This is a genomic window from Buttiauxella sp. S19-1 (genome assembly GCF_022134725.1).
Taxonomy (GTDB): Bacteria; Pseudomonadota; Gammaproteobacteria; order Enterobacterales; family Enterobacteriaceae; genus Buttiauxella; species Buttiauxella ferragutiae.
Genome location: NZ_JAHWLU010000020.1, coordinates 1 through 18,121, shown reverse-complemented (window position 1 = coordinate 18,121; position 18,121 = coordinate 1). Strand labels below are relative to the sequence as shown.

General features: G+C 52.7%; 16 protein-coding genes and 1 pseudogene. 11 read left to right on the top strand and 6 right to left on the bottom strand.

Annotated elements, in window-relative coordinates:
- Positions 1 to 18: 18 nt before the first annotated feature.
- The 4 genes from flgE to flgB are packed head-to-tail and all read right to left on the bottom strand — an operon-like array spanning position 19 to position 2,766.
- A complete protein-coding gene (gene flgE / locus MES37_RS07160; RefSeq protein WP_121813865.1) occupies positions 19 to 1,227 on the bottom strand; it encodes a flagellar hook protein FlgE in 1,209 nt (402 codons plus the stop codon).
- 26 nt (positions 1,228 to 1,253) lie between these two features.
- Positions 1,254 to 1,931, bottom strand: a complete 678-nt coding sequence (flgD, locus tag MES37_RS07155; RefSeq protein ID WP_237930779.1) for a flagellar hook assembly protein FlgD — start codon at positions 1,929 to 1,931, stop codon at positions 1,254 to 1,256.
- Between the two features lie 10 nt (positions 1,932 to 1,941).
- Complete coding sequence (flgC, locus tag MES37_RS07150; protein ID WP_121813866.1) at positions 1,942 to 2,346, bottom strand: flagellar basal body rod protein FlgC; 405 nt, start codon at positions 2,344 to 2,346, stop codon at positions 1,942 to 1,944.
- A 3-nt stretch (positions 2,347 to 2,349) separates the two neighbouring features.
- Positions 2,350 to 2,766 (bottom strand): flagellar basal body rod protein FlgB, encoded by a 417-nt coding sequence (gene flgB, locus MES37_RS07145; RefSeq protein WP_064547847.1) that lies wholly within the window; start codon positions 2,764 to 2,766, stop codon positions 2,350 to 2,352.
- A gap of 152 nt (positions 2,767 to 2,918) precedes the next feature.
- Here flgB and flgA point away from each other — a divergent pair, with 152 nt between their 5' ends.
- The 6 genes from flgA to xdhC all read left to right on the top strand — a co-directional run bounded on the left by flgA (position 2,919) and on the right by xdhC (position 8,344).
- The gene (gene flgA, locus MES37_RS07140) at positions 2,919 to 3,578 is read left to right on the top strand and encodes a flagellar basal body P-ring formation chaperone FlgA (protein WP_064547850.1); all 660 of its coding nucleotides are present in this window, start codon (positions 2,919 to 2,921) and stop codon (positions 3,576 to 3,578) included.
- 98 nt (positions 3,579 to 3,676) lie between these two features.
- Entirely contained in the window at positions 3,677 to 3,970 is a 294-nt protein-coding gene (gene flgM, locus MES37_RS07135; RefSeq protein WP_064547852.1) for a flagellar biosynthesis anti-sigma factor FlgM, read from the top strand.
- A 4-nt stretch (positions 3,971 to 3,974) separates the two neighbouring features.
- Positions 3,975 to 4,397: a flagella biosynthesis chaperone FlgN gene (flgN, locus tag MES37_RS07130; protein ID WP_064547854.1), complete on the top strand. Its 423-nt coding sequence runs from the start codon at positions 3,975 to 3,977 to the stop codon at positions 4,395 to 4,397.
- Positions 4,398 to 4,676: 279 nt separating this feature from the next.
- Positions 4,677 to 6,971: a xanthine dehydrogenase molybdenum-binding subunit XdhA gene (gene xdhA, locus MES37_RS07125; protein ID WP_237930809.1), complete on the top strand. Its 2,295-nt coding sequence runs from the start codon at positions 4,677 to 4,679 to the stop codon at positions 6,969 to 6,971.
- A 4-nt stretch (positions 6,972 to 6,975) separates the two neighbouring features.
- Positions 6,976 to 7,857 carry a xanthine dehydrogenase FAD-binding subunit XdhB gene (gene xdhB / locus MES37_RS07120; protein WP_232886534.1) on the top strand — a complete coding sequence of 294 codons (882 nt, stop codon included), beginning with the start codon at positions 6,976 to 6,978 and terminating at the stop codon, positions 7,855 to 7,857.
- Complete coding sequence (gene xdhC, locus MES37_RS07115) at positions 7,850 to 8,344, top strand: xanthine dehydrogenase iron sulfur-binding subunit XdhC (protein WP_370918135.1); 495 nt, start codon at positions 7,850 to 7,852, stop codon at positions 8,342 to 8,344. The genes xdhB and xdhC overlap by 8 nt, the downstream gene beginning before the upstream one ends.
- Before the next feature lie 222 nt (positions 8,345 to 8,566).
- Here the strand turns inward: xdhC and MES37_RS07110 are convergent, their stop codons facing one another.
- Complete coding sequence (locus MES37_RS07110) at positions 8,567 to 10,363, bottom strand: sigma 54-interacting transcriptional regulator (protein WP_133522669.1); 1,797 nt, start codon at positions 10,361 to 10,363, stop codon at positions 8,567 to 8,569.
- Positions 10,364 to 10,975: 612 nt separating this feature from the next.
- Between MES37_RS07110 and ygeW the strand changes: the two genes are divergently transcribed.
- The 5 genes from ygeW to arcC all read left to right on the top strand — a co-directional run bounded on the left by ygeW (position 10,976) and on the right by arcC (position 17,635).
- The gene (ygeW, locus tag MES37_RS07105) at positions 10,976 to 12,163 is read left to right on the top strand and encodes a knotted carbamoyltransferase YgeW (protein WP_064547862.1); all 1,188 of its coding nucleotides are present in this window, start codon (positions 10,976 to 10,978) and stop codon (positions 12,161 to 12,163) included.
- A gap of 67 nt (positions 12,164 to 12,230) precedes the next feature.
- A complete protein-coding gene (dpaL, locus tag MES37_RS07100; protein ID WP_064547865.1) occupies positions 12,231 to 13,430 on the top strand; it encodes a diaminopropionate ammonia-lyase in 1,200 nt (399 codons plus the stop codon).
- 44 nt (positions 13,431 to 13,474) lie between these two features.
- Positions 13,475 to 14,692 carry a YgeY family selenium metabolism-linked hydrolase gene (locus MES37_RS07095; protein WP_064548004.1) on the top strand — a complete coding sequence of 406 codons (1,218 nt, stop codon included), beginning with the start codon at positions 13,475 to 13,477 and terminating at the stop codon, positions 14,690 to 14,692.
- Positions 14,693 to 14,753: 61 nt separating this feature from the next.
- Positions 14,754 to 16,163 (top strand): dihydropyrimidinase, encoded by a 1,410-nt coding sequence (hydA, locus tag MES37_RS07090; protein WP_273693582.1) that lies wholly within the window; start codon positions 14,754 to 14,756, stop codon positions 16,161 to 16,163.
- Between the two features lie 539 nt (positions 16,164 to 16,702).
- Positions 16,703 to 17,635: a carbamate kinase gene (gene arcC / locus MES37_RS07085; protein WP_064547867.1), complete on the top strand. Its 933-nt coding sequence runs from the start codon at positions 16,703 to 16,705 to the stop codon at positions 17,633 to 17,635.
- 83 nt (positions 17,636 to 17,718) lie between these two features.
- Here arcC and MES37_RS07080 read toward each other — a convergent pair.
- A pseudogene (locus tag MES37_RS07080) lies at positions 17,719 to 18,121 on the bottom strand (selenium-dependent molybdenum cofactor biosynthesis protein YqeB); the annotation flags it as partial.

Genomic DNA, 18,121 nt, shown 5'->3' with positions numbered 1-18,121 from the left:
AAGCTATCCCGTCAGTGCTTAACGCAGGTTAACCAGGGTGTTGAGGATCTGATCCTGGGTTTTGATGGTCTGCGCATTCGACTGGTAGTTACGCTGCGCGACAATCATGTTGACCAGTTCTTTACTCAGGTCGACGTTCGAAGACTCCAGCGCACCGTTGGTCAGGGTGCCGAAGTTACCGGAACCCGCCGTTCCCAGCAGCGCCACGCCAGAAGAATTGGACGCAGACCACACGTTGTTGCCCTCAGAGGACAAACCTTCCGGGTTAGCAAAATTCGACAGCACAATCTGGCCTAACAATTGGGTTTGCTCGTTGGAGTAATTGCCAACAAGGGTGCCGTCTTCGTTAATCTGGTAGCTCACCAGGTCGCCTGGCTTATAGCCATTTTGATTCGCGGCAACAATGTTGTTGGAGCCGGTGTTTTGCTGCATCGAGTTCAGGAAGCTCAGATCAAATGTCGCCGGAGTCGCGCCATTGATAGTCCCGGTGGTCAGGGAGTTAGTGCCACCTGAAATCAGCGTGCCATTTGGGCTAAATACCATCGATGCGCCTTTGGTCGCTGGGCTACCCGCCACGCTGCTATCCTGGGTATATACATCCCAGGTGTTCGCCGTCGTCGATTTCACAAAAAAGACGTTCATATCATGGGCGTTACCCTGGCTGTCATAGACAGTGATAGAACCTTTCTTGTTGTAGGTATCGGAATCTGTCGCGCTGAACGGGGTTTTCGTTGGCGTTGGGTCGGTAGAGTTCAGGTTGATCTGCATCGACGCCGTGGTGGTGGTTTTCGCCGCCATCAAGGTATTTGGCACAGCCAGCCCAACTGGGTTTGCGCCTTCCTGAATCGTTGGCGGCGTACCGGTTGCCGGGTAACCGGTCAACTGCATCCCCTGCATGTTCACCAGATTGCGATTCTCGTCCAGTTTGAACTGGCCGTTACGGCTGTAATACACCGAGCCATTGGTATCGACCAGGCGGAAGAAACCATTCTGGCTAATCGCCACATCCAGGCCACGGCCGGTGTTAGTGGTGGTGCCGTCGTTAAAGTCCTGGGTAATGCCCGCAACTTTTACGCCGAGGCCCACTTTGGAGCCGGCAAACATATCGGCAAAAGAAACGGTGCCGGATTTAAAACCGTAAGTGGCGGAGTTGGCAATGTTGTTACCAATCACGTCGAGGTTGGTGGCCGCAGCATTCAAGCCGCTGACCGCTTGAGAAAAGCCCATGTTTTACTCCTGCAAGGGTTGAAGGCTTAAATAATCTGCCTGATGTCGTCGAGGGTGGAGGTGCCGTAAGTTCCGAGGTCGAGCAAGGTCGTACCATTACTGAGTGTCACGCCATTGACCAACGCAAAATTCAGCGGTTGAGCCACCAGTTGTGTCCCGCCATTACTGGCGTTGATAGCGACGTTATAGGCCCCGTCCGGTGCGGTGGTGCCGTCCGTCATGCTGCCATCCCAGGTAAAGGTATGGACGCCTGCGCTAAGCGCCCCCACATCGAGAGTACGCACCACTTTGCCGCTACTGTCGGTAATGGTGGCGGTGACTTTATCGGCGGCCTGTTGCAGCTCAACACCAAATGGCGTGGTCGCTTCGCTGCCTGCCAGAATTTTGCTGCCAGGGATCATCACGCCGTGGTCAATCAAGGCGCTGGCCTGCACAGACTGGTTATTGGTCAACTGACCGGAAACCGAACCGAGCGTGGTATTGAGTTTTTCAATGCCGCTCACGGTGCTGATTTGCGCCAGTTGCGTAGTCAATTCATTGTTTTGCAGAGGGTTGGTTGGGTCCTGGTTTTTCAGCTGCGCGACCAACAGCGTCAAAAAACTACTTTGCAGGTCAGCGGCGTTGCTGCCTGTCAGATTATTGTTACCCGAAGTCGCACTGACACCACTGGTGGTGGTGTCATTCATATTAACGGCGATGCCCATCAATCACTCCTTATTGACCCAGCGTCAGGGTTTTCAACATCATGCTTTTCACGGTGTTGAGGACTTCGACGTTGGCCTGATAGCTGCGTGACGCCGACATGCTGTTGACCATCTCACCCACCACATCCACATTCGGCATCCGCACATAACCTTTGGCATCAGCCAACGGGTTACCCGGCTGGAACACCAGTTTGTCCGGTGCCTGGCTCTCTTCAACGCCCGTCACTTTTACGCCACCCGTTTCAGCCCCCGGAGCGGCATCAACCTGGAAAATAACCTGCTTAGCGCGATAAGGCTGTCCGTCAGGGCCGGTGGCACTATCGGCGTTAGCCAGGTTACTCGCCGCCACGTTCATCCGCTTGGATTGGGCCGTCATCGCCGAGCCTGCGATATCAAAAATATTCAGTAATGCCATCTATTAGCCACCCTGTTGCAGCACCGACATCATGCCCTTGATTTGGCCACCGAGAACCGTAAGGTCGGACTGGTATTTCAGGCTGTTATCGGCAAATTGTGTACGCTCGCGGTCCATATCGACGGTGTTACCATCCATCGATGGCTGGTCCGGAACGCGGTAAAGAAGATCAAGCGAAGGTGCTGAGTGTGTTGCCGCAGGGATATGGCGCGCGGACGTGAGCGCAAGCGCAACACCGCTGCCTTCGGCACGACCCCGTTCCATCACTTTTTTCATTTCACTGGCAAAATCAATATCGCGAGCCTGATAGCCCGGGGTATCCGCATTGGCGATATTTGCTGCCAGAATTTCCTGACGCTGGGCGCGCAAATTTATCGCTTCTTGCTGAAATCGCAGCGCGGCATCCAGTTTGTCTAGCATGTTCCCTCCGCATAATTAGGATTTGTCCGACAGCTTAAAGCTCCTTACGCGTGCGTTATCGTTGGAATAGACGCAAAATGCGTCGCTATTTGTCGCCTTGATCATTTCGCTGTGCAGTTAAAATCACTGCCACCTGAACAAGGAGAAACGTCATGACCGGTCTGAAAACCTGGAGCACCATTGCCCTTTTGCTGGCTTGCCCGCAGGCATTAGCCAGCATTCTGGATGCGCCGTTGAGCCAGTTTTTCCAGCAGCGCCTGGCGGGCATGAGTGATGAAGTGTCGGTAATAGTCAAAACGCCTGATGCGCAATTACCTCCCTGCCCACTCCCTGATTTTTCTATGCCGGGGAATAGCCGCCTGTGGGGAAACGTGAGCGTGATGGCGCGCTGCGGTAACGACAAACGCTACATACAGGCCCAGGTGCAGGCCACCGGAAATTACGTTGTAGCCGCGCAGCCATTACCGCGCGGTAGCGTCATAGATGCAGGCCAGCTTCAGCTCAAACGTGGGCGGCTCGATCAACTGCCACCACGCGCTATGCTCGATATCAACCAGGCCAGCAGTGCCGTGACGCTGCGCGACATCGCCGCAGATCAACCGATTCTGCTGTCAATGGTGCGCCAGACATGGCGAGTCAAAGCCGGGCAGCAGGTGCAAGTGGTCGCCGCTGGTGAAGGATTTAGCGTCAATAGCCAGGGCAAGGCACTGAATAATGCCGCCGTGGCACAGAATGCACGGGTACGAATGAGTTCGGGTCAGATAGTCAGCGGAGTCGTCGACACGGATGGGAATATTCTGATTAACTTATAAAATTCCGTTAGGGATTAAGAAGGTTTTAAAGGTTCCGAGATGTCTGCCGATAGTGTATTAACAGATGATAGATATTACCCCTCGATGAGGAATTAATAATGAGCATTGATCGCACGTCGCCTTTGAAACCGGTAAGCACTGTACAACCACGCGAAACGCCAGAAGCGCCGATTCAAAAGAGCCAACTGGAAAAAAGCACCACCCCGAAAAGCACCAATGTGACACTCAGTGACGCACAGGCTAAGTTAATTCAGCCGGGTAGCGGGGATATCAATATGGAACGCGTTGAAGCACTCAAAACAGCGATCCGTAACGGTGAGCTGAAAATGGATACCGGCAAGATCGCCGATGCGTTAATCCAGGAAGCTCAAAGCTCTATCTTGAGTAAATAATGGCATGAATCGTCTGTTAGAAGTGATGGATCAAATGACTGCGGTACTCAACTCTCTTAAAGAGGTGATGGACGCTGAGCAACAACAATTATCAGCAGGCCATGTGAATGGCAGTGCATTACAACGTATCACTGAAGATAAAAGCTCATTGTTAGCGACGCTTGATTATCTTGAGCAGCAGCGTCGTGCCGCACAGAAAGTCGAAAGTATCGGCAGCACTGATATTAGCCAACGTTGGCAGACGATTACGCAAAAAACACAGCACTTACGTGATATTAACCAGCATAACGGTTGGTTATTAGAGGACCAGTTAGCGCGCAATGAACAAGCGCTTGCGGTACTCAAACCACATCAGGAACCGAACCTCTACGGTGCCGATGGACAAGCAACGACAGTCAGTCGCGGTGGCAAAAAAATAACGATTTAGCCGCGGTCAAAATTTGAGTGATGGACTGCCAGAAAGGTGAGTCCACACTAAACATATCGTCGATTTATCATAATGATCATTGCCTATCATTGTGAGAAAAAAATTTCTTCTTCCTGGCACCATCCCCTTCCTGAACAACAGCTTATTTTCCGATGACTATCACAGTTTGATGATAAGAAATGGCCATTAGCGATGACTGGCGTACATCTTGCTTCACTCAGGAGCTAAACGAAGCGTGACCTTATTCCTGAGGATGGAGACAAAACCATGTCAGAAAGAATGGGTAAAGCACCATTAGGATTGCCCTGCTTGCGGGTGGATGCGCTTGCCAAAATCACCGGGCAAGCCAGATATACCGACGATATACTGATGGCTGGCATGTGCTATGCCAAATACGTTCGCAGCCCAATCGCCCACGGCTATGCCCGTGCCATTGATTACCGCGCCACGCTTGAAATTCCCGGTGTTGTCGCCGTCTTTACCTGGGAAGATGTGCCGGATACCCTCTTTGCCACCGCAGGACATGCCTGGACGCTCGACCCCACAAAACAGGATATTGCCGACCGCCGTTTGCTGACGCAACATGTCCGGCATTTCGGCGATGCTGTGGCAATTGTCGTGGCACGAGATGAACTCACGGCGGAAAAAGCTGCTGAAACGGTGGTGGTCACCTGGGAAGAGTTACCCGTTATCACCTCGCCCGAAGCCGCCCTCACCGCTGATGCCACCGCGATTCATGAAGGGGGCAATCTGCTCAAACGCAGCGAAGCCGCCACCAACAACCCCATCGCAGCGATGCAAGCGGCAGATCACCAGTACTCCGGGCGCTTTAAAACCCCTGTCGTGCAGCACTGCCATATGGAAGGCGTCACCTGCTTTGCCTGGATGGAACAACCCGGCCGCATCACCATAATTTCCAGCACCCAAATTCCGCACATCGTGCGCCGCGTGACTGCGCAAGCGCTCAATATGTCCTGGTCAAAAATCCGCGTGATAAAGCCATATATTGGCGGCGGTTTTGGCAATAAACAGGATGTGCTGGAAGAGCCGATGGCGGCCTTTCTGACGCTGAAACTGGGCGGTATTCCGGTCAAAGTGTTAATCAGCCGTGAAGAGTGTTTCTACGCCTCACGCACCCGTCATGCCTTCCAGATTGATGCGCAATTGGGTATCTCGTCTGAAGGTGAGTTAAAAGGGTTTCAGCTCGATATTCTCTCCAACACGGGCGCTTACGCCTCGCACGGGCATTCGATTGCCGCCGCCGCGGGCAGTAAAATTTCCTGGCTCTATCCGCGCAGTGCCTATGGCTTCAAGGCGACTACCGCCTACACCAATCTTCCTTCAGCGGGGGCGATGCGCGGCTACGGCGCGCCACAAGTGATCTTTGCGCTGGAATCATTACTGGATGATGCCGCCGTTGCTTTAAACATCGACCCGGTAGACATCCGTTTACTCAATGCCGCCCGCGAAGGCGATATCAACAGCTTGTACAACAGGCCAATATACAGCGCCGGTTTACTTGAATGCCTGAAACAAGGGCGCGAAAGTTTCGGCTGGGATGTGCGCAAAGCGGCCTGCCTGCAAACTCAGGGCGACGTGCGACGTGGCGTAGGTGTCGCCTGTTTTAGCTATACCTCAAACACCTGGCCAGTTGGCGTCGAAATTGCCAGCGTGCGCCTGGTGCTCAACCAGGACGGAATCATCAATCTGCAAAGCGGCGCCACCGAAGTCGGGCAAGGTGCCGATACCGTGTTTGCACAAATGGTCGCACAAACCATCGGCATGCCTTTCGAGATGGTCCATACCATTTCCACGCAGGACACCGACATCACGCCTTTTGACCCCGGTGCATTTGCCTCGCGCCAAAGCTATGTCACCGCACCGGCTTTGCGCGAAGCCGCGCAAATTTTACGGCAAAAAATCCTCCAGCACGCGGCACTAATGCTACATCTTCCCGAAATGAACCTGACGATTATCAATGGCAATATCGTACTGGAAACTCGTCCTGAACAGGTGCTGCTGAGCGTGGCTGAGCTTGCGATGCACACTTTCTACCATCCAGAGTTGGGCGGGCAACTTTCGGCAGAAACTTCCTTTAAAACCCAGACCAACCCGCCGACTTACGGCTGCACATTTGTGGACGTCACCGTCGATATACCGCTGTGCAAAGTCACCATCAACCGTATCTTAAATCTGCATGATTCGGGGCAAATCCTTAACCCTACGCTGGCTGAAGGGCAAGTTCATGGCGGTATGGGAATGGGCATTGGCTGGGCATTGTTTGAAGAAATCATTGTCGATGAGCAAAGCGGCGTGGTGCGTAACCCTAACCTGCTGGATTACAAAATGCCGACCATGCCCGACCTGCCGACGCTGGAGTGCGCCTTTGTGGAAACTGACGAACCGCAGTCAGCCTACGGTCACAAAGCGCTGGGCGAACCGCCGATTATCTCCCCTGCCGCAGCGATTCGCAACGCGGTGCGCATGGCGACAGGTGTTGCCATCAACACGCTTCCCCTGACGCCAAAACGCCTGTACCAGGAGTTTGTCGAGGCCGGGCTGATAAAAGGATAATGCTATGTATGACATTGAACGTTACCACCATGCAGAGAGCGTCGCGCACGCGGTCGCCCTGCTGATGGAAGATGACCAGGCCCGCTTGCTGGCGGGTGGAACCGACGTATTAATTCAGCTCCATCATCTCAACCCACGTTTTCGCCATATCGTCGACATTCATGATTTAGCCGAATTGCGCGGCGTGACATGCAACGCCCACGGCGCAATTCGCATCGGCTCCGGCACCACCTTTAGCGAACTCATCGAACATCCGCTAGTGCAGCAACACCTTCCGGCGCTGGCAGCATCCGCTGCCGTCATCGCCGGGCCGCAAATCCGTAATGTCGCCACTTACGGCGGTAATATTTGCAATGGCGCAACCAGTGCCGACTCTGCCTGCCCGTCGCTGATTTACGAAGCCGAGCTGGAAATTGCCACCCCGCAGGGGACGCGCTTGACCTCGATTAACGGTTTCCACACCGGGCCAGGTAAAGTGGCATTAACCGCCGGAGAAGTGCTGGTAGCCTTCCATTTCAAGCCAGAAAATTACCGTAATAAAGGAGCTGCGAGTTTCAAATACGCGATGCGCGATGCGATGGATATTTCCACCATTGGTTGTAGCGCATTATGTGAATTAGATGCGGGCCGCTTCCGGGAAATCAAACTCGCCTTCGGGGTTGCCGCCCCCACGCCGGTACGTTGTGCTCATGCCGAACAAGCCGCGGCTGGGCAGCCTTTAACCCGACAAACCCTGGCGGCAATTGCGGAAGCGGTCGCGCAGGATGTGTCACCCAGAACGTCCTGGCGTGCTGAAAAATCGTTCCGTTTGCACCTGATCAGCACGCTAACCAAACGCGTTATCGAACAGGCGGTGAAACAGGCTGGAGGGGAAATTAATGAATAGCGACATCGCAATGAACAGCAAAACCATCAACTGCCGGATTAATGGCGCCAACTATCAGTTGAATGTCTCCCCGGCGATGCCGTTATCCGATGTATTACGCGCCCAGGGTTTTCTCAGTATTAAACAGGGTTGCTGCGTCGGGGAATGCGGAGCCTGCACGGTGCTGGTTGACGGCACCGCGATTGATAGCTGCCTTTATCTGGCGGTATGGGCGCACGGTAAAACGATTCGTACCAGCGAAGGGGAATCATTGCACGGGAAGCCGTCCGCCATTCAGCAAGCCTTTGCCGAAAGCGGCGCGGTACAATGCGGGTTTTGCACCCCTGGGTTTATCATGGCCACCAGCGCATTACTGGCAAAACCGCGCAGCCAGCCCATGACAGTGCTACAAATTCGCCAGGGATTGGCGGGCAATTTATGCCGCTGCACCGGTTACCAGATGATTGTCGATGCGGTGCGCAAATGTGATGCCGGGAGCAGCCATTAGCCACAGGTGTCGGATGACGCTAACGCTTATCCGACCCGTGATTGGGTTTTGTAGGGGGGATAAGCCGCAGGCGTCATCCACCTTTTGCGTCATCCGACCCGTGAATGGGTTTTGTAGGGGGATAAGCCACAGGCGTCATCCACCTTTTGCGTCATCCGACCCGTGATTGGGTTTTGTAGGGGGATAAGCCGCAGGCGTCATCCACCTTTTGCGTCATCCGATCTACGAAAGAGGCTTATCGTCAGTACCATACTTCTTTATTTTGCGGTACAGGGTCGCAATCCCTATCCCCAATTCATCCGCCGCCAGTTTCTTATTACCGTGGCGCACCAACGCTTCGGCAATAAGCTGCTTTTCCATCTCCTCAAGCGCATGTGCGCCATGTTCAGGTAACTCGCTGATTTCTTGAGGTTGCTCGGTACGCGCACGGCTGAAATCAACCACAATATGCCGCTGATTGACGATGTTCGGTGGCAACAGCGACGTGGTGATCACTTCGCCGGAAGGAACCACATTCACCAAATACTCCATCATGTTGCTTAACTCACGCAGATTTCCCGGCCATTGATACGCTGCCAGCAGCGCCATAACATCAGCTGCAATCCCCGGATAAACCAGCCCAATACGCTTAGTGTGCAAATTGAGAAAATAGTGGATCAGTAAAGACAAATCCTCTTTGCGATCGCGCAGCGGCGGCAGTATCACCGGAATGACATTCAGACGGTAATAGAGATCTTCGCGAAACTTCCCTTCAGAAACATACTTTTCCAGATTCTGATTGGTGGCAGAAATAATGCGGATATCAACCGGGATGGGGCGGCTTGAGCCAATAGGCTGAACTTCGCGTGCTTCAATGGCACGCAGCAATTTAGCCTGAATGACTAATGGCATATCACCAATTTCATCAAGGAACAGCGTCCCCTGATCGGCGGCCTGAATCAACCCTTGCTTACCGTTGGTCGACGCACCTGTAAATGCACCTTTGACGTAACCAAACAGTTCGCTTTCCAGCAGTTGTTCAGGGATGGCGGCGCAGTTAATCGCGATAAAGGGTTTGTCATTACGGTTGCTAAGTTTATGAATCGCCCAGGCGACCACCTCTTTACCCGTGCCACTTTCACCGGTAATCATCACACTCGACGGGCCAGGTGCGATGCGGCCTATCAAACGCTTTAACGCCTGCATAGGCTGGCATTCGCCAATAAGATGTTCGATCTGCGGAACTTCGTTACTTGAATCAGTATTAATAACCGTGTGTGATTGATGAAATGCCATTAAAAAAATCTGGTTTTCCTGCACCGTAAGCAACTGGCCAATAATTATTTCGCTACGATTATCGAGGGAAATAATATATTGCATATTTCCGCTAGTAAAAGAATTCTGAAAAGTCAGCGCGCGTGCAGAAATCGTTTTCCCCAGCAACTGCTCGTGATTGGATTTTAATATTTTTAATGCGACGGGGTTCGCAAATTTCAGCTGATTATTTTTATCAAAGATCAACACCCCCTGATCCATATTATCGATCAGGCTTAACAGTATCCCGCTGGCGTTACTCTCACCGCTTTGGTCTTCGAGAAGTTTGGATATAAAGATATTGGAAATATGCTGCACGTAATCTGAAAATTCGCGCAAATTGTCTTTTATGCGTTCTTGCTGTTCGCAATTAAGTGCCACCAGGCTAATCACACCAACGCAGGAGTTCTGAAACATGACCGGTGTACCAAGGAAGGCTTTTTCCCGGCAATTTTGCTTATCTGTACATCCTTCACAAATAGGGTCAACACCAGACTGGGTGACGACTTTTTCCTTCTTTGATTCAATGACATGTTTCAACAAACGTGAATTAGCATTTAGCTTTCGTCCCAAAGACTTAGCATAAGGGCCGGTGCCTGCTACACGAACCAGGTTGATATCAACAATCTCAATTTCCAGTTGCAACACACTTGCCAGCATCTTCGCAAAACGGATGATCGTCGGTTGAATCTGCATCAGCACCGACTGAGTATTCACAGCCATCATGATCGATAATTTCCCTTTGCAATTATTGATAGTCTAACTATCCCTTACTGAACTCCTGGTGACCTTAAAACAAGGTTCATAATACTAATCTGGCAAATGAAAACAGTGATAATAATCGGCCTATTTTCATTTACTCACAAATTAACACCCCGATGCTTTCACCGTTAATTTATCAAATTGATAATCCACCATGTGCTGTTATCAATTTGGGGAGTGAGCTTATGATAATCCTGCAATGTGCCGTCAGCCCGCTAAATTTTATTTTTATTTGATTTATCCCGACATGAAATAATCGACACTCAATTCATTAAGAAAGCATGATTTTAGCGATTGCGTTCACACATTTAATTCACCTGCCCCGCTCAATCGGCCATTTTCCCGCACCTGGCATAATTATTGTTAATCAATAAATAGCTCACATATACCCGTTAGCATTCAAGTTGCAGATAGGCGGCAAGGGAGCAAGTCCCCAGGAGCTTATTTAGGTAAGTGACTGGGGTTTGTTAGTGCAGCCAACACCCCAGTAGCTTGAAGGATGACGAGTATAGATTTGTTGGGTTAATCCTGCACAGTGCAGCCGTCCTGTGACCAGTCATAACAAAGGGTGTTTTGATGAAAACGATTAATGATTTAATTAAAGATCTCAGCAAACTTAACTCTCATCTTCATGAAAAGGATTTCCTGTTAACCTGGGAACAGAGTCCGGATGAGCTTAAACAAGTCCTCGACGTCGCGGCCGCACTGAAATCCATGCGTGCCGATAACATTGCCACCAACGTCTTTACCAATGGTTTAGGCATCTCCGTTTTCCGTGATAACTCGACCCGTACCCGTTTCTCTTACGCATCTGCTTTAAACATGCTGGGCCTGGCGCAACAAGACCTCGACGAAGGCAAATCACAAATTGCCCACGGCGAAACGGTGCGCGAAACCGCCAATATGATCTCCTTCTGTGCTGACGCCATCGGTATTCGCGATGACATGTTCCTTGGTGCAGGCAATGCTTATATGCGTGAAGTGGGGGCCGCGCTGGACGAAGGTTACGAAGAAGGTGTTCTGCCGCAACGCCCTGCGCTGGTCAACCTGCAATGCGACATTGACCACCCAACGCAATCTATGGCCGATCTGGCCTGGCTGCGTGAGCATTTCGGTTCGCTGGAAAATCTAAAAGGCAAAAAAATTGCCATGACCTGGGCCTATTCGCCAAGCTACGGCAAACCGCTGTCCGTACCACAAGGCATCATCGGCCTGATGACCCGCTTTGGAATGGACGTCACGCTGGCACATCCCGACGGTTATGAGTTGATTCCTGATGTCGTGGAAGTAGCAAAAAACAATGCCAAATCTTCCGGCGGCAGCTTCCGCCAGGTCAACTCAATGGAAGAGGCATTTAAAGACGCCGATATCGTCTATCCAAAATCCTGGGCGCCTTACAAAGTCATGGAAGAGCGCACCACCCTGCTGCGCGCCAATGACCACGACGGCCTGAAAGCGCTGGAAAAACAGTGCCTGGCACAAAACGCTAACCACAAAAATTGGCACTGCACCGAAGAGATGATGAAGCTGACCCGCGACGGCGAAGCCCTTTATATGCACTGCCTGCCTGCGGATATTTCCGGCGTGTCTTGTAAAGAAGGTGAAGTCACCGAAGGCGTGTTCGAAAAATACCGCATCGAAACCTACAAAGAAGCCAGCTGGAAGCCGTACATCATCGCCGCAATGATCCTGTCGCGTAAATATGCGAACCCGGGTCAAATCCTTGAAAAACTGCTTAAAGATGCTGTGAAACGTGTCAAATAAAAGGGTCTCTGGCCTACAGGCCAGAGCCTCCTTCAGCAAAACATCTTTTGCTAAATGAGGTTGGGTTATGTCTGTTTTCTCATTGAAGTTAGCTATCGAACAAAACCGTTTATTCAATGGTGAAATATCTCCGCTGTTCACCAGCGAACAAACCCGCAAAGCCCGCGCTTTTCACCAGAAGATAGCCGGTTATCAACCGACCCCGTTGTGTGAGCTTAATGAGCTCGCCAGCTTGTTCGGTATCGGCAAAATTCTGGTGAAAGATGAGTCCCAGCGTTTTGGCCTCAATGCCTTCAAAATGCTGGGTGGCACCTACGCCATTGCACAGTTGCTGTGTGAAAAATACCAGATGGATATCAACGATTTCTCGTTTGAGAAAATCAAAAACACCATCAAAGAAAAAATGACCTTCGCCACCACCACCGATGGCAACCACGGGCGCGGCGTGGCCTGGGCTGCGCGGCAATTAGGGCAGCATGCAGTGGTTTATATGCCGAAAGGGTCGGCGCAAGAACGTGTAGACCACATTTTGAATCTCGGCGCGGAATGTATCGTCACCGACATGAATTACGACGACACCGTGCGTATGACCATGCAAACCGCCAAAGAACGCGGCTGGGAAGTGGTACAGGACACCGCCTGGGAAGGCTACACCAAAATCCCGACCTGGATTATGCAGGGTTATTCGACTCTGGCCGACGAAGCCGTTGAACAGATGAAACAGCTGGGCATCAAGCGGCCAACACACGTCTTTTTACAGGCGGGTGTCGGCGCAATGGCCGGTGGCGTGCTCGGTTATCTGGCCGATGTTTATGGGGCGCAGCACTTGCACTCCGTAGTGGTTGAGCCAGAACTGGCTGACTGCATTTACCGCTCGGGTGTGAAAGGCGACATCGTCAACGTTGGCGGTGATATGGCCACCATCATGGCAGGTCTTGCCTGTGGTGAACCTAACCCACTCGGCTGGACGGTGCTGCGCAACTGCGCCACGCAATTTATCTCCTGCCAGGACTCGGTTGCCGCACTTGGGATGCGCGTGCTGGGCAACCCGTTAGGCAACGATCCGCGCATTATTTCTGGCGAATCGGGAGCCGTTGGCCTCGGCGTGCTGGCCGCCGTTCATTACCACCCGCAACGCGAAACACTGATGGCAAAACTGGGGCTGAACCGCGATTCCGTCGTACTGGTTATCAGTACCGAAGGTGATACCGACGTGAAGCACTACCGCGAAGTGGTCTGGGAAGGCGCGTACCCGACAACTGCGTGAACCCTGGCGGTTCACAGATGAGTTTCATTAAGGGAGTTAAAGAAATGACTAAGCAGGTTCCATTCAAATTAGTATTAGAAAAAGCAGAACACTACAAAGCCGATATGACACGCTTCCTGCGCGACATGATTGCCATCCCAAGCGAAAGCTGCGACGAAAAACGCGTCGTGCATCGCATCAAAGAAGAGATGGAAAAAGTCGGCTTCGATAAAATCGTCATCGACCCGATGGGCAATATTCTTGGTTACATCGGCCACGGCCCACACCTGATTGCCATGGACGCCCACATTGATACCGTTGGCGTCGGCAACATGAAAAACTGGTCATTCGACCCGTATCAGGGCATGGAAACCGAGGAGTTGATTGGTGGACGTGGCGCATCGGACCAGGAAGGCGGCATGGCTTCAATGGTCTACGCCGGTAAAATTATCAAAGATTTAGGGCTGGAAGATCAGTACACCCTGCTGGTGACCGGCACCGTTCAGGAAGAAGACTGCGATGGGCTGTGCTGGCAGTACATCATTGAACAATCCGGCATTCGCCCGGAATTCGTGGTCAGTACCGAACCGACTGATTGCCAGATTTATCGCGGCCAACGCGGGCGCATGGAAATCCGCATTGATGTGCAGGGCGTGAGCTGCCACGGTTCCGCACCAGAGCGCGGCGATAACGCCATCTTCAAAATGGGGCCAATCCTCAACGAGTTGCAGCAACTGGCCACCCGTCTGGGTAACGACGACTTCCTCGGCAAAGGGACGCTAACCGTTTCGGAAATTTTCTTCACCTCGCCAAGCCGTTGCGCAGTGGCAGACAGTTGCGCGGTTTCCATTGACCGACGCTTAACCTGGGGCGAATCCTGGGAAGGTGCGCTGGAAGAGATCCGCGCGCTCGACTCGGTCAAAGCCGTTAACGCCACGGTGTCGATGTACGAATATGACCGCCCATCATGGACCGGTCTGGTGTATCCAACCGAATGTTACTTCCCGACCTGGAAAGTGGAAGAAGACCACATCACGGTGAAAACCCTCAGCAAAGCCTACCAGGGCTTGTTCCACAAAGATCCGGTGGTGGATAAATGGACGTTCTCGACCAACGGCGTTTCCATCATGGGCCGCCACGGTATTCCGGTGATCGGCTTTGGCCCAGGTAAAGAGCCTGAAGCCCACGCGCCGAACGAAAAAACCTGGAAAGACCATCTGGTGACTTGTGCTGCGCTGTATGCCTCGATTCCTTTAGCCTACCTGTCTGAACTGAAAAAATAATTGTTACTGGCGATGCTCCGTTGGGCCACCAACGGAGCCTGTTGTTGACGGAGTTTCCAACATGATTCCTTCCCAAATGCCGCCCAAAAAAGTGCTGATTAAAAACGGCTGCGTGGTGAATGCCACAGGCCAGGCACAACATGACGTACTCATCGCCAACGGTTTGTTCGAGCGCATTGCTGCGGATATTCCCGCTCCAGACAACTGCGACGTTATTGATGCCGCTGGCTGCTACGTGATGCCAGGTGGAGTCGATGTGCACACGCATTTTAATATTGATGTTGGAATGGCCCGTAGCTGTGATGATTTTTTTACCGGCACCCGCGCCGCCGCGTGTGGCGGTACAACAACCATTATTGACCATATGGGATTTGGCCCGGCAGGTTGCAACCTGCACCACCAGCTCGAGGCTTATCACGGTTATGCGCGTGGCAAAGCGGTTGTCGACTATAGCTTTCATGGTGTTATCCAGCACATTGATGATGCCATCATCGACGAGATCCCCTCGATGGTCGATGCGGGTATCAGCAGTTTTAAACTCTATCTGACCTATCTCTACAAGCTGAACGACAGCGATGTACTGCGTGCTTTGCAACGGCTTAACGAAGCCGGGGCGCTGACCACCGTCCACCCGGAAAATGATGCGGTGATTGCCCAACGGCGTGCTGATTTCCTGGCAGCCAACCTCACCGCCCCGCTCTACCACGCCCGCAGCCGCCCGCCGGAATGTGAAGCCGAGGCCATCGCACGCATGATTAACCTCGCGCGGCTTTCGGGTAATGCACCGCTGTATATCGTCCATCTTTCTAATGGCCTTGGGCTTGACTACCTACGGCTGGCAAAAGCGCGCCATCAGCCGGTGTGGGTGGAAACCTGCCCGCAATATTTAATGCTGGATGAACGTCTGTATTCACGCGAAGACGCATTGAAATTTATTCTCAGCCCACCGTTGCGTGATGTCCGCGAACAAGACGCCTTGTGGTGTGGAATCAACGACGGTGCGATTGATGTCGTCGCGACCGACCACTGCACTTTCCCTTACCAACAACGGGTAGCACTTTCCGGCGGTGTTTTCAGCCGCTGCCCGAACGGGCTTCCGGGTGTGGAAAACCGCTTACTGCTGGTGTTTTCCGCCGCGGTCATGAGCGGGCGTATTTCACCCGAACGCTTTGTTTCACTGACCAGTGCCATGCCCGCGCAGCTATTCGGGCTATGGCCACAAAAAGGCTGTATTGCCCCAGGCTTCGACGCGGATGTGGTGATTATCGACCCCAAAACCCGCACCACGATTCTCCACAGCGAACTGCACGACAATGCCGATTACAGCCCGTATGAAGGCATGGTTTGCGAAGGGCAAATACGCCACACCTTGTCACGCGGCAAAAAGGTTTTCAGTCTCGGAAAATTTACCGGAATAGCAGGAGATGGACGTTTCCTGAAGCGCCAGCCTTTTAACTATTCCGATACTTAACAATAAGTTGCTGATGTCGGATGACGCTACGCTTATCCGACCTACCCGTTACAGAAAACTCTGGTTTTGTAGGGTGGATAAGCCGCAGGCGTCATCCACCCTTTGCTCCACGAGTGTCGGATGAAACAGCGCTTATCCGACCTGCCCGTTCCAGAAAGCTCTGGTTTTGTAGGGTGGATAAGCCGCAGGCGTCATCCACCATTTGCTCCACGAGTGTCGGATGACGCAGCACTTATCCGACCTACCCGTTCCAGAAAGCTCTGGTTTTGTAGGGTGGATAAGCCGCAGGCGTCATCCACCATTTGCTCCACGAGTGTCGGATGACGCAGCACTTATCCGACCTGCCCGTTCCAGAAAGCTCTGGTTTTGTAGGGTGGATAAGCCACAGGCGTCATCCACCATTTGCTCCACGAGTGTCGGATGACGCAGCACTTATCCGACCTGCCCGTTCCAGAAAGCTCTGGTTTTGTAGGGTGGATAAGCCGCAGGCGTCATCCACCATTGAGGTTTGTCACTAATCTACGAATAAGGTAAGGATGATGAAAAAGACAATTGTACTGGCTCTGGGGGGTAACGCTTTAGGCGATGGCCTGGCAGAGCAAATGGTCGCTGTGAAAATCACCGCTCGCGCTATTGTCGATTTGGTTGAGCAGGGACATAAAGTTGTCCTGACGCACGGCAACGGCCCACAGGTTGGTATGATCAACCGGGCGTTTGAGGCAGCCGCCAAAACCGAAGCCCATACACCGATGTTGCCGATGTCGGTCTGTGTGGCGTTAAGCCAGGGTTATATCGGTTATGACCTGCAAAACGCCCTTCGTGAGGAGCTTCATCTGCGCGGGCTGGCAACGCCCGTGGCGACGATTATCACCCAGGTGGAAGTCGACAAAAACGACCCTGCGTTCCTCTCCCCGACCAAACCTATTGGCTCGTTCTTCACCCACGAAGAAGCCAGAGTGCTGATGGCTAACGGGCATCAAATGATGGAAGACGCCGGACGCGGCTGGCGGCGCGTGGTCGCCTCACCGAAACCGGTTGATATTATCGAAAAAGAGACAGTGAAAGCGATGCTCAGTGCCGGACAACTGGTGATCACCGTTGGCGGTGGCGGCATACCGGTGACTCGCGAAGGAAGCCACCTACGCGGCGCTAACGCGGTTATTGATAAAGACTGGGCCAGCGCCAAACTCGCCGAGATGATCAACGCCGATATGTTAATTATTCTCACCGCGGTGGAAAAAGTGGCGATTAACTACGGCAAGCCGGCCGAACAATGGCTGGATAACCTGAGCCTGAGCGATGCTGAGCGTTTTATTGCCGAGGGGCATTTTGCCAAAGGCTCAATGTTACCGAAAGTGGAAGCCGCCGTGGCGTTTGCCGCCAGCCGCCCAGGGCGTAAGACGCTGATTACGGTGCTGGAAAAAGCCAAAGAAGGTATTGAGGGGAAAACGGGGACGGTGATTTGCCAGTAGCCAATGGTGGATGACGCCTGCGAAACCAAACCGCCCAATCGGTTTTCGTAGGGCGGATAAGCGAAGCGTCATCCGCCAAAACCCTAATCCACCAGATCAACTTCACGCACTGGCTTCTGCTGCATTTGTTGCGGCTTTTTTGGTAACGCCATCATCGCTTCCAGCACCGCACCGCCAATTGCGCGGGCTTTATCCGACACCGTGGTAAAATCTGCCGCCAGTCCTCGCGGGTCTACATCGCCAATTTTAAAACCGACGGTGACGCTTAACCCCTCATTGAGCAGCCCGCGCACCATACCGCCTAACGGCGCAATCACCGGTGTGTCATCAATCCACGCCACCGTGTCCCCTTCATTCACCACATCACCGAGCTTCACACAACAGCGTATTTTCCCGGCGACCGTCGCACGCATCACCCGACGGGTGGTTTCGCCCTTAATATTCCCCGGTATGCCGGTGTTAGCCTGAGCTTCCCCCTGGTAAATC

Coding starts and splice junctions, on each gene's coding strand:
- flgE (WP_121813865.1), bottom strand. CDS start 1,227: ATGGGCTTTTCTCAAGCGGTCAGCGGCTTGAATGCTGCGGCCACCAAC.
- flgD (WP_237930779.1), bottom strand. CDS start 1,931: ATGGGCATCGCCGTTAATATGAATGACACCACCACCAGTGGTGTCAGT.
- flgC (WP_121813866.1), bottom strand. CDS start 2,346: ATGGCATTACTGAATATTTTTGATATCGCAGGCTCGGCGATGACGGCC.
- flgB (WP_064547847.1), bottom strand. CDS start 2,766: ATGCTAGACAAACTGGATGCCGCGCTGCGATTTCAGCAAGAAGCGATA.
- flgA (WP_064547850.1), top strand. CDS start 2,919: ATGACCGGTCTGAAAACCTGGAGCACCATTGCCCTTTTGCTGGCTTGC.
- flgM (WP_064547852.1), top strand. CDS start 3,677: ATGAGCATTGATCGCACGTCGCCTTTGAAACCGGTAAGCACTGTACAA.
- flgN (WP_064547854.1), top strand. CDS start 3,975: ATGAATCGTCTGTTAGAAGTGATGGATCAAATGACTGCGGTACTCAAC.
- xdhA (WP_237930809.1), top strand. CDS start 4,677: ATGGGTAAAGCACCATTAGGATTGCCCTGCTTGCGGGTGGATGCGCTT.
- xdhB (WP_232886534.1), top strand. CDS start 6,976: ATGTATGACATTGAACGTTACCACCATGCAGAGAGCGTCGCGCACGCG.
- xdhC (WP_370918135.1), top strand. CDS start 7,850: ATGAATAGCGACATCGCAATGAACAGCAAAACCATCAACTGCCGGATT.
- MES37_RS07110 (WP_133522669.1), bottom strand. CDS start 10,363: ATGATGGCTGTGAATACTCAGTCGGTGCTGATGCAGATTCAACCGACG.
- ygeW (WP_064547862.1), top strand. CDS start 10,976: ATGAAAACGATTAATGATTTAATTAAAGATCTCAGCAAACTTAACTCT.
- dpaL (WP_064547865.1), top strand. CDS start 12,231: ATGTCTGTTTTCTCATTGAAGTTAGCTATCGAACAAAACCGTTTATTC.
- MES37_RS07095 (WP_064548004.1), top strand. CDS start 13,475: ATGACTAAGCAGGTTCCATTCAAATTAGTATTAGAAAAAGCAGAACAC.
- hydA (WP_273693582.1), top strand. CDS start 14,754: ATGATTCCTTCCCAAATGCCGCCCAAAAAAGTGCTGATTAAAAACGGC.
- arcC (WP_064547867.1), top strand. CDS start 16,703: ATGAAAAAGACAATTGTACTGGCTCTGGGGGGTAACGCTTTAGGCGAT.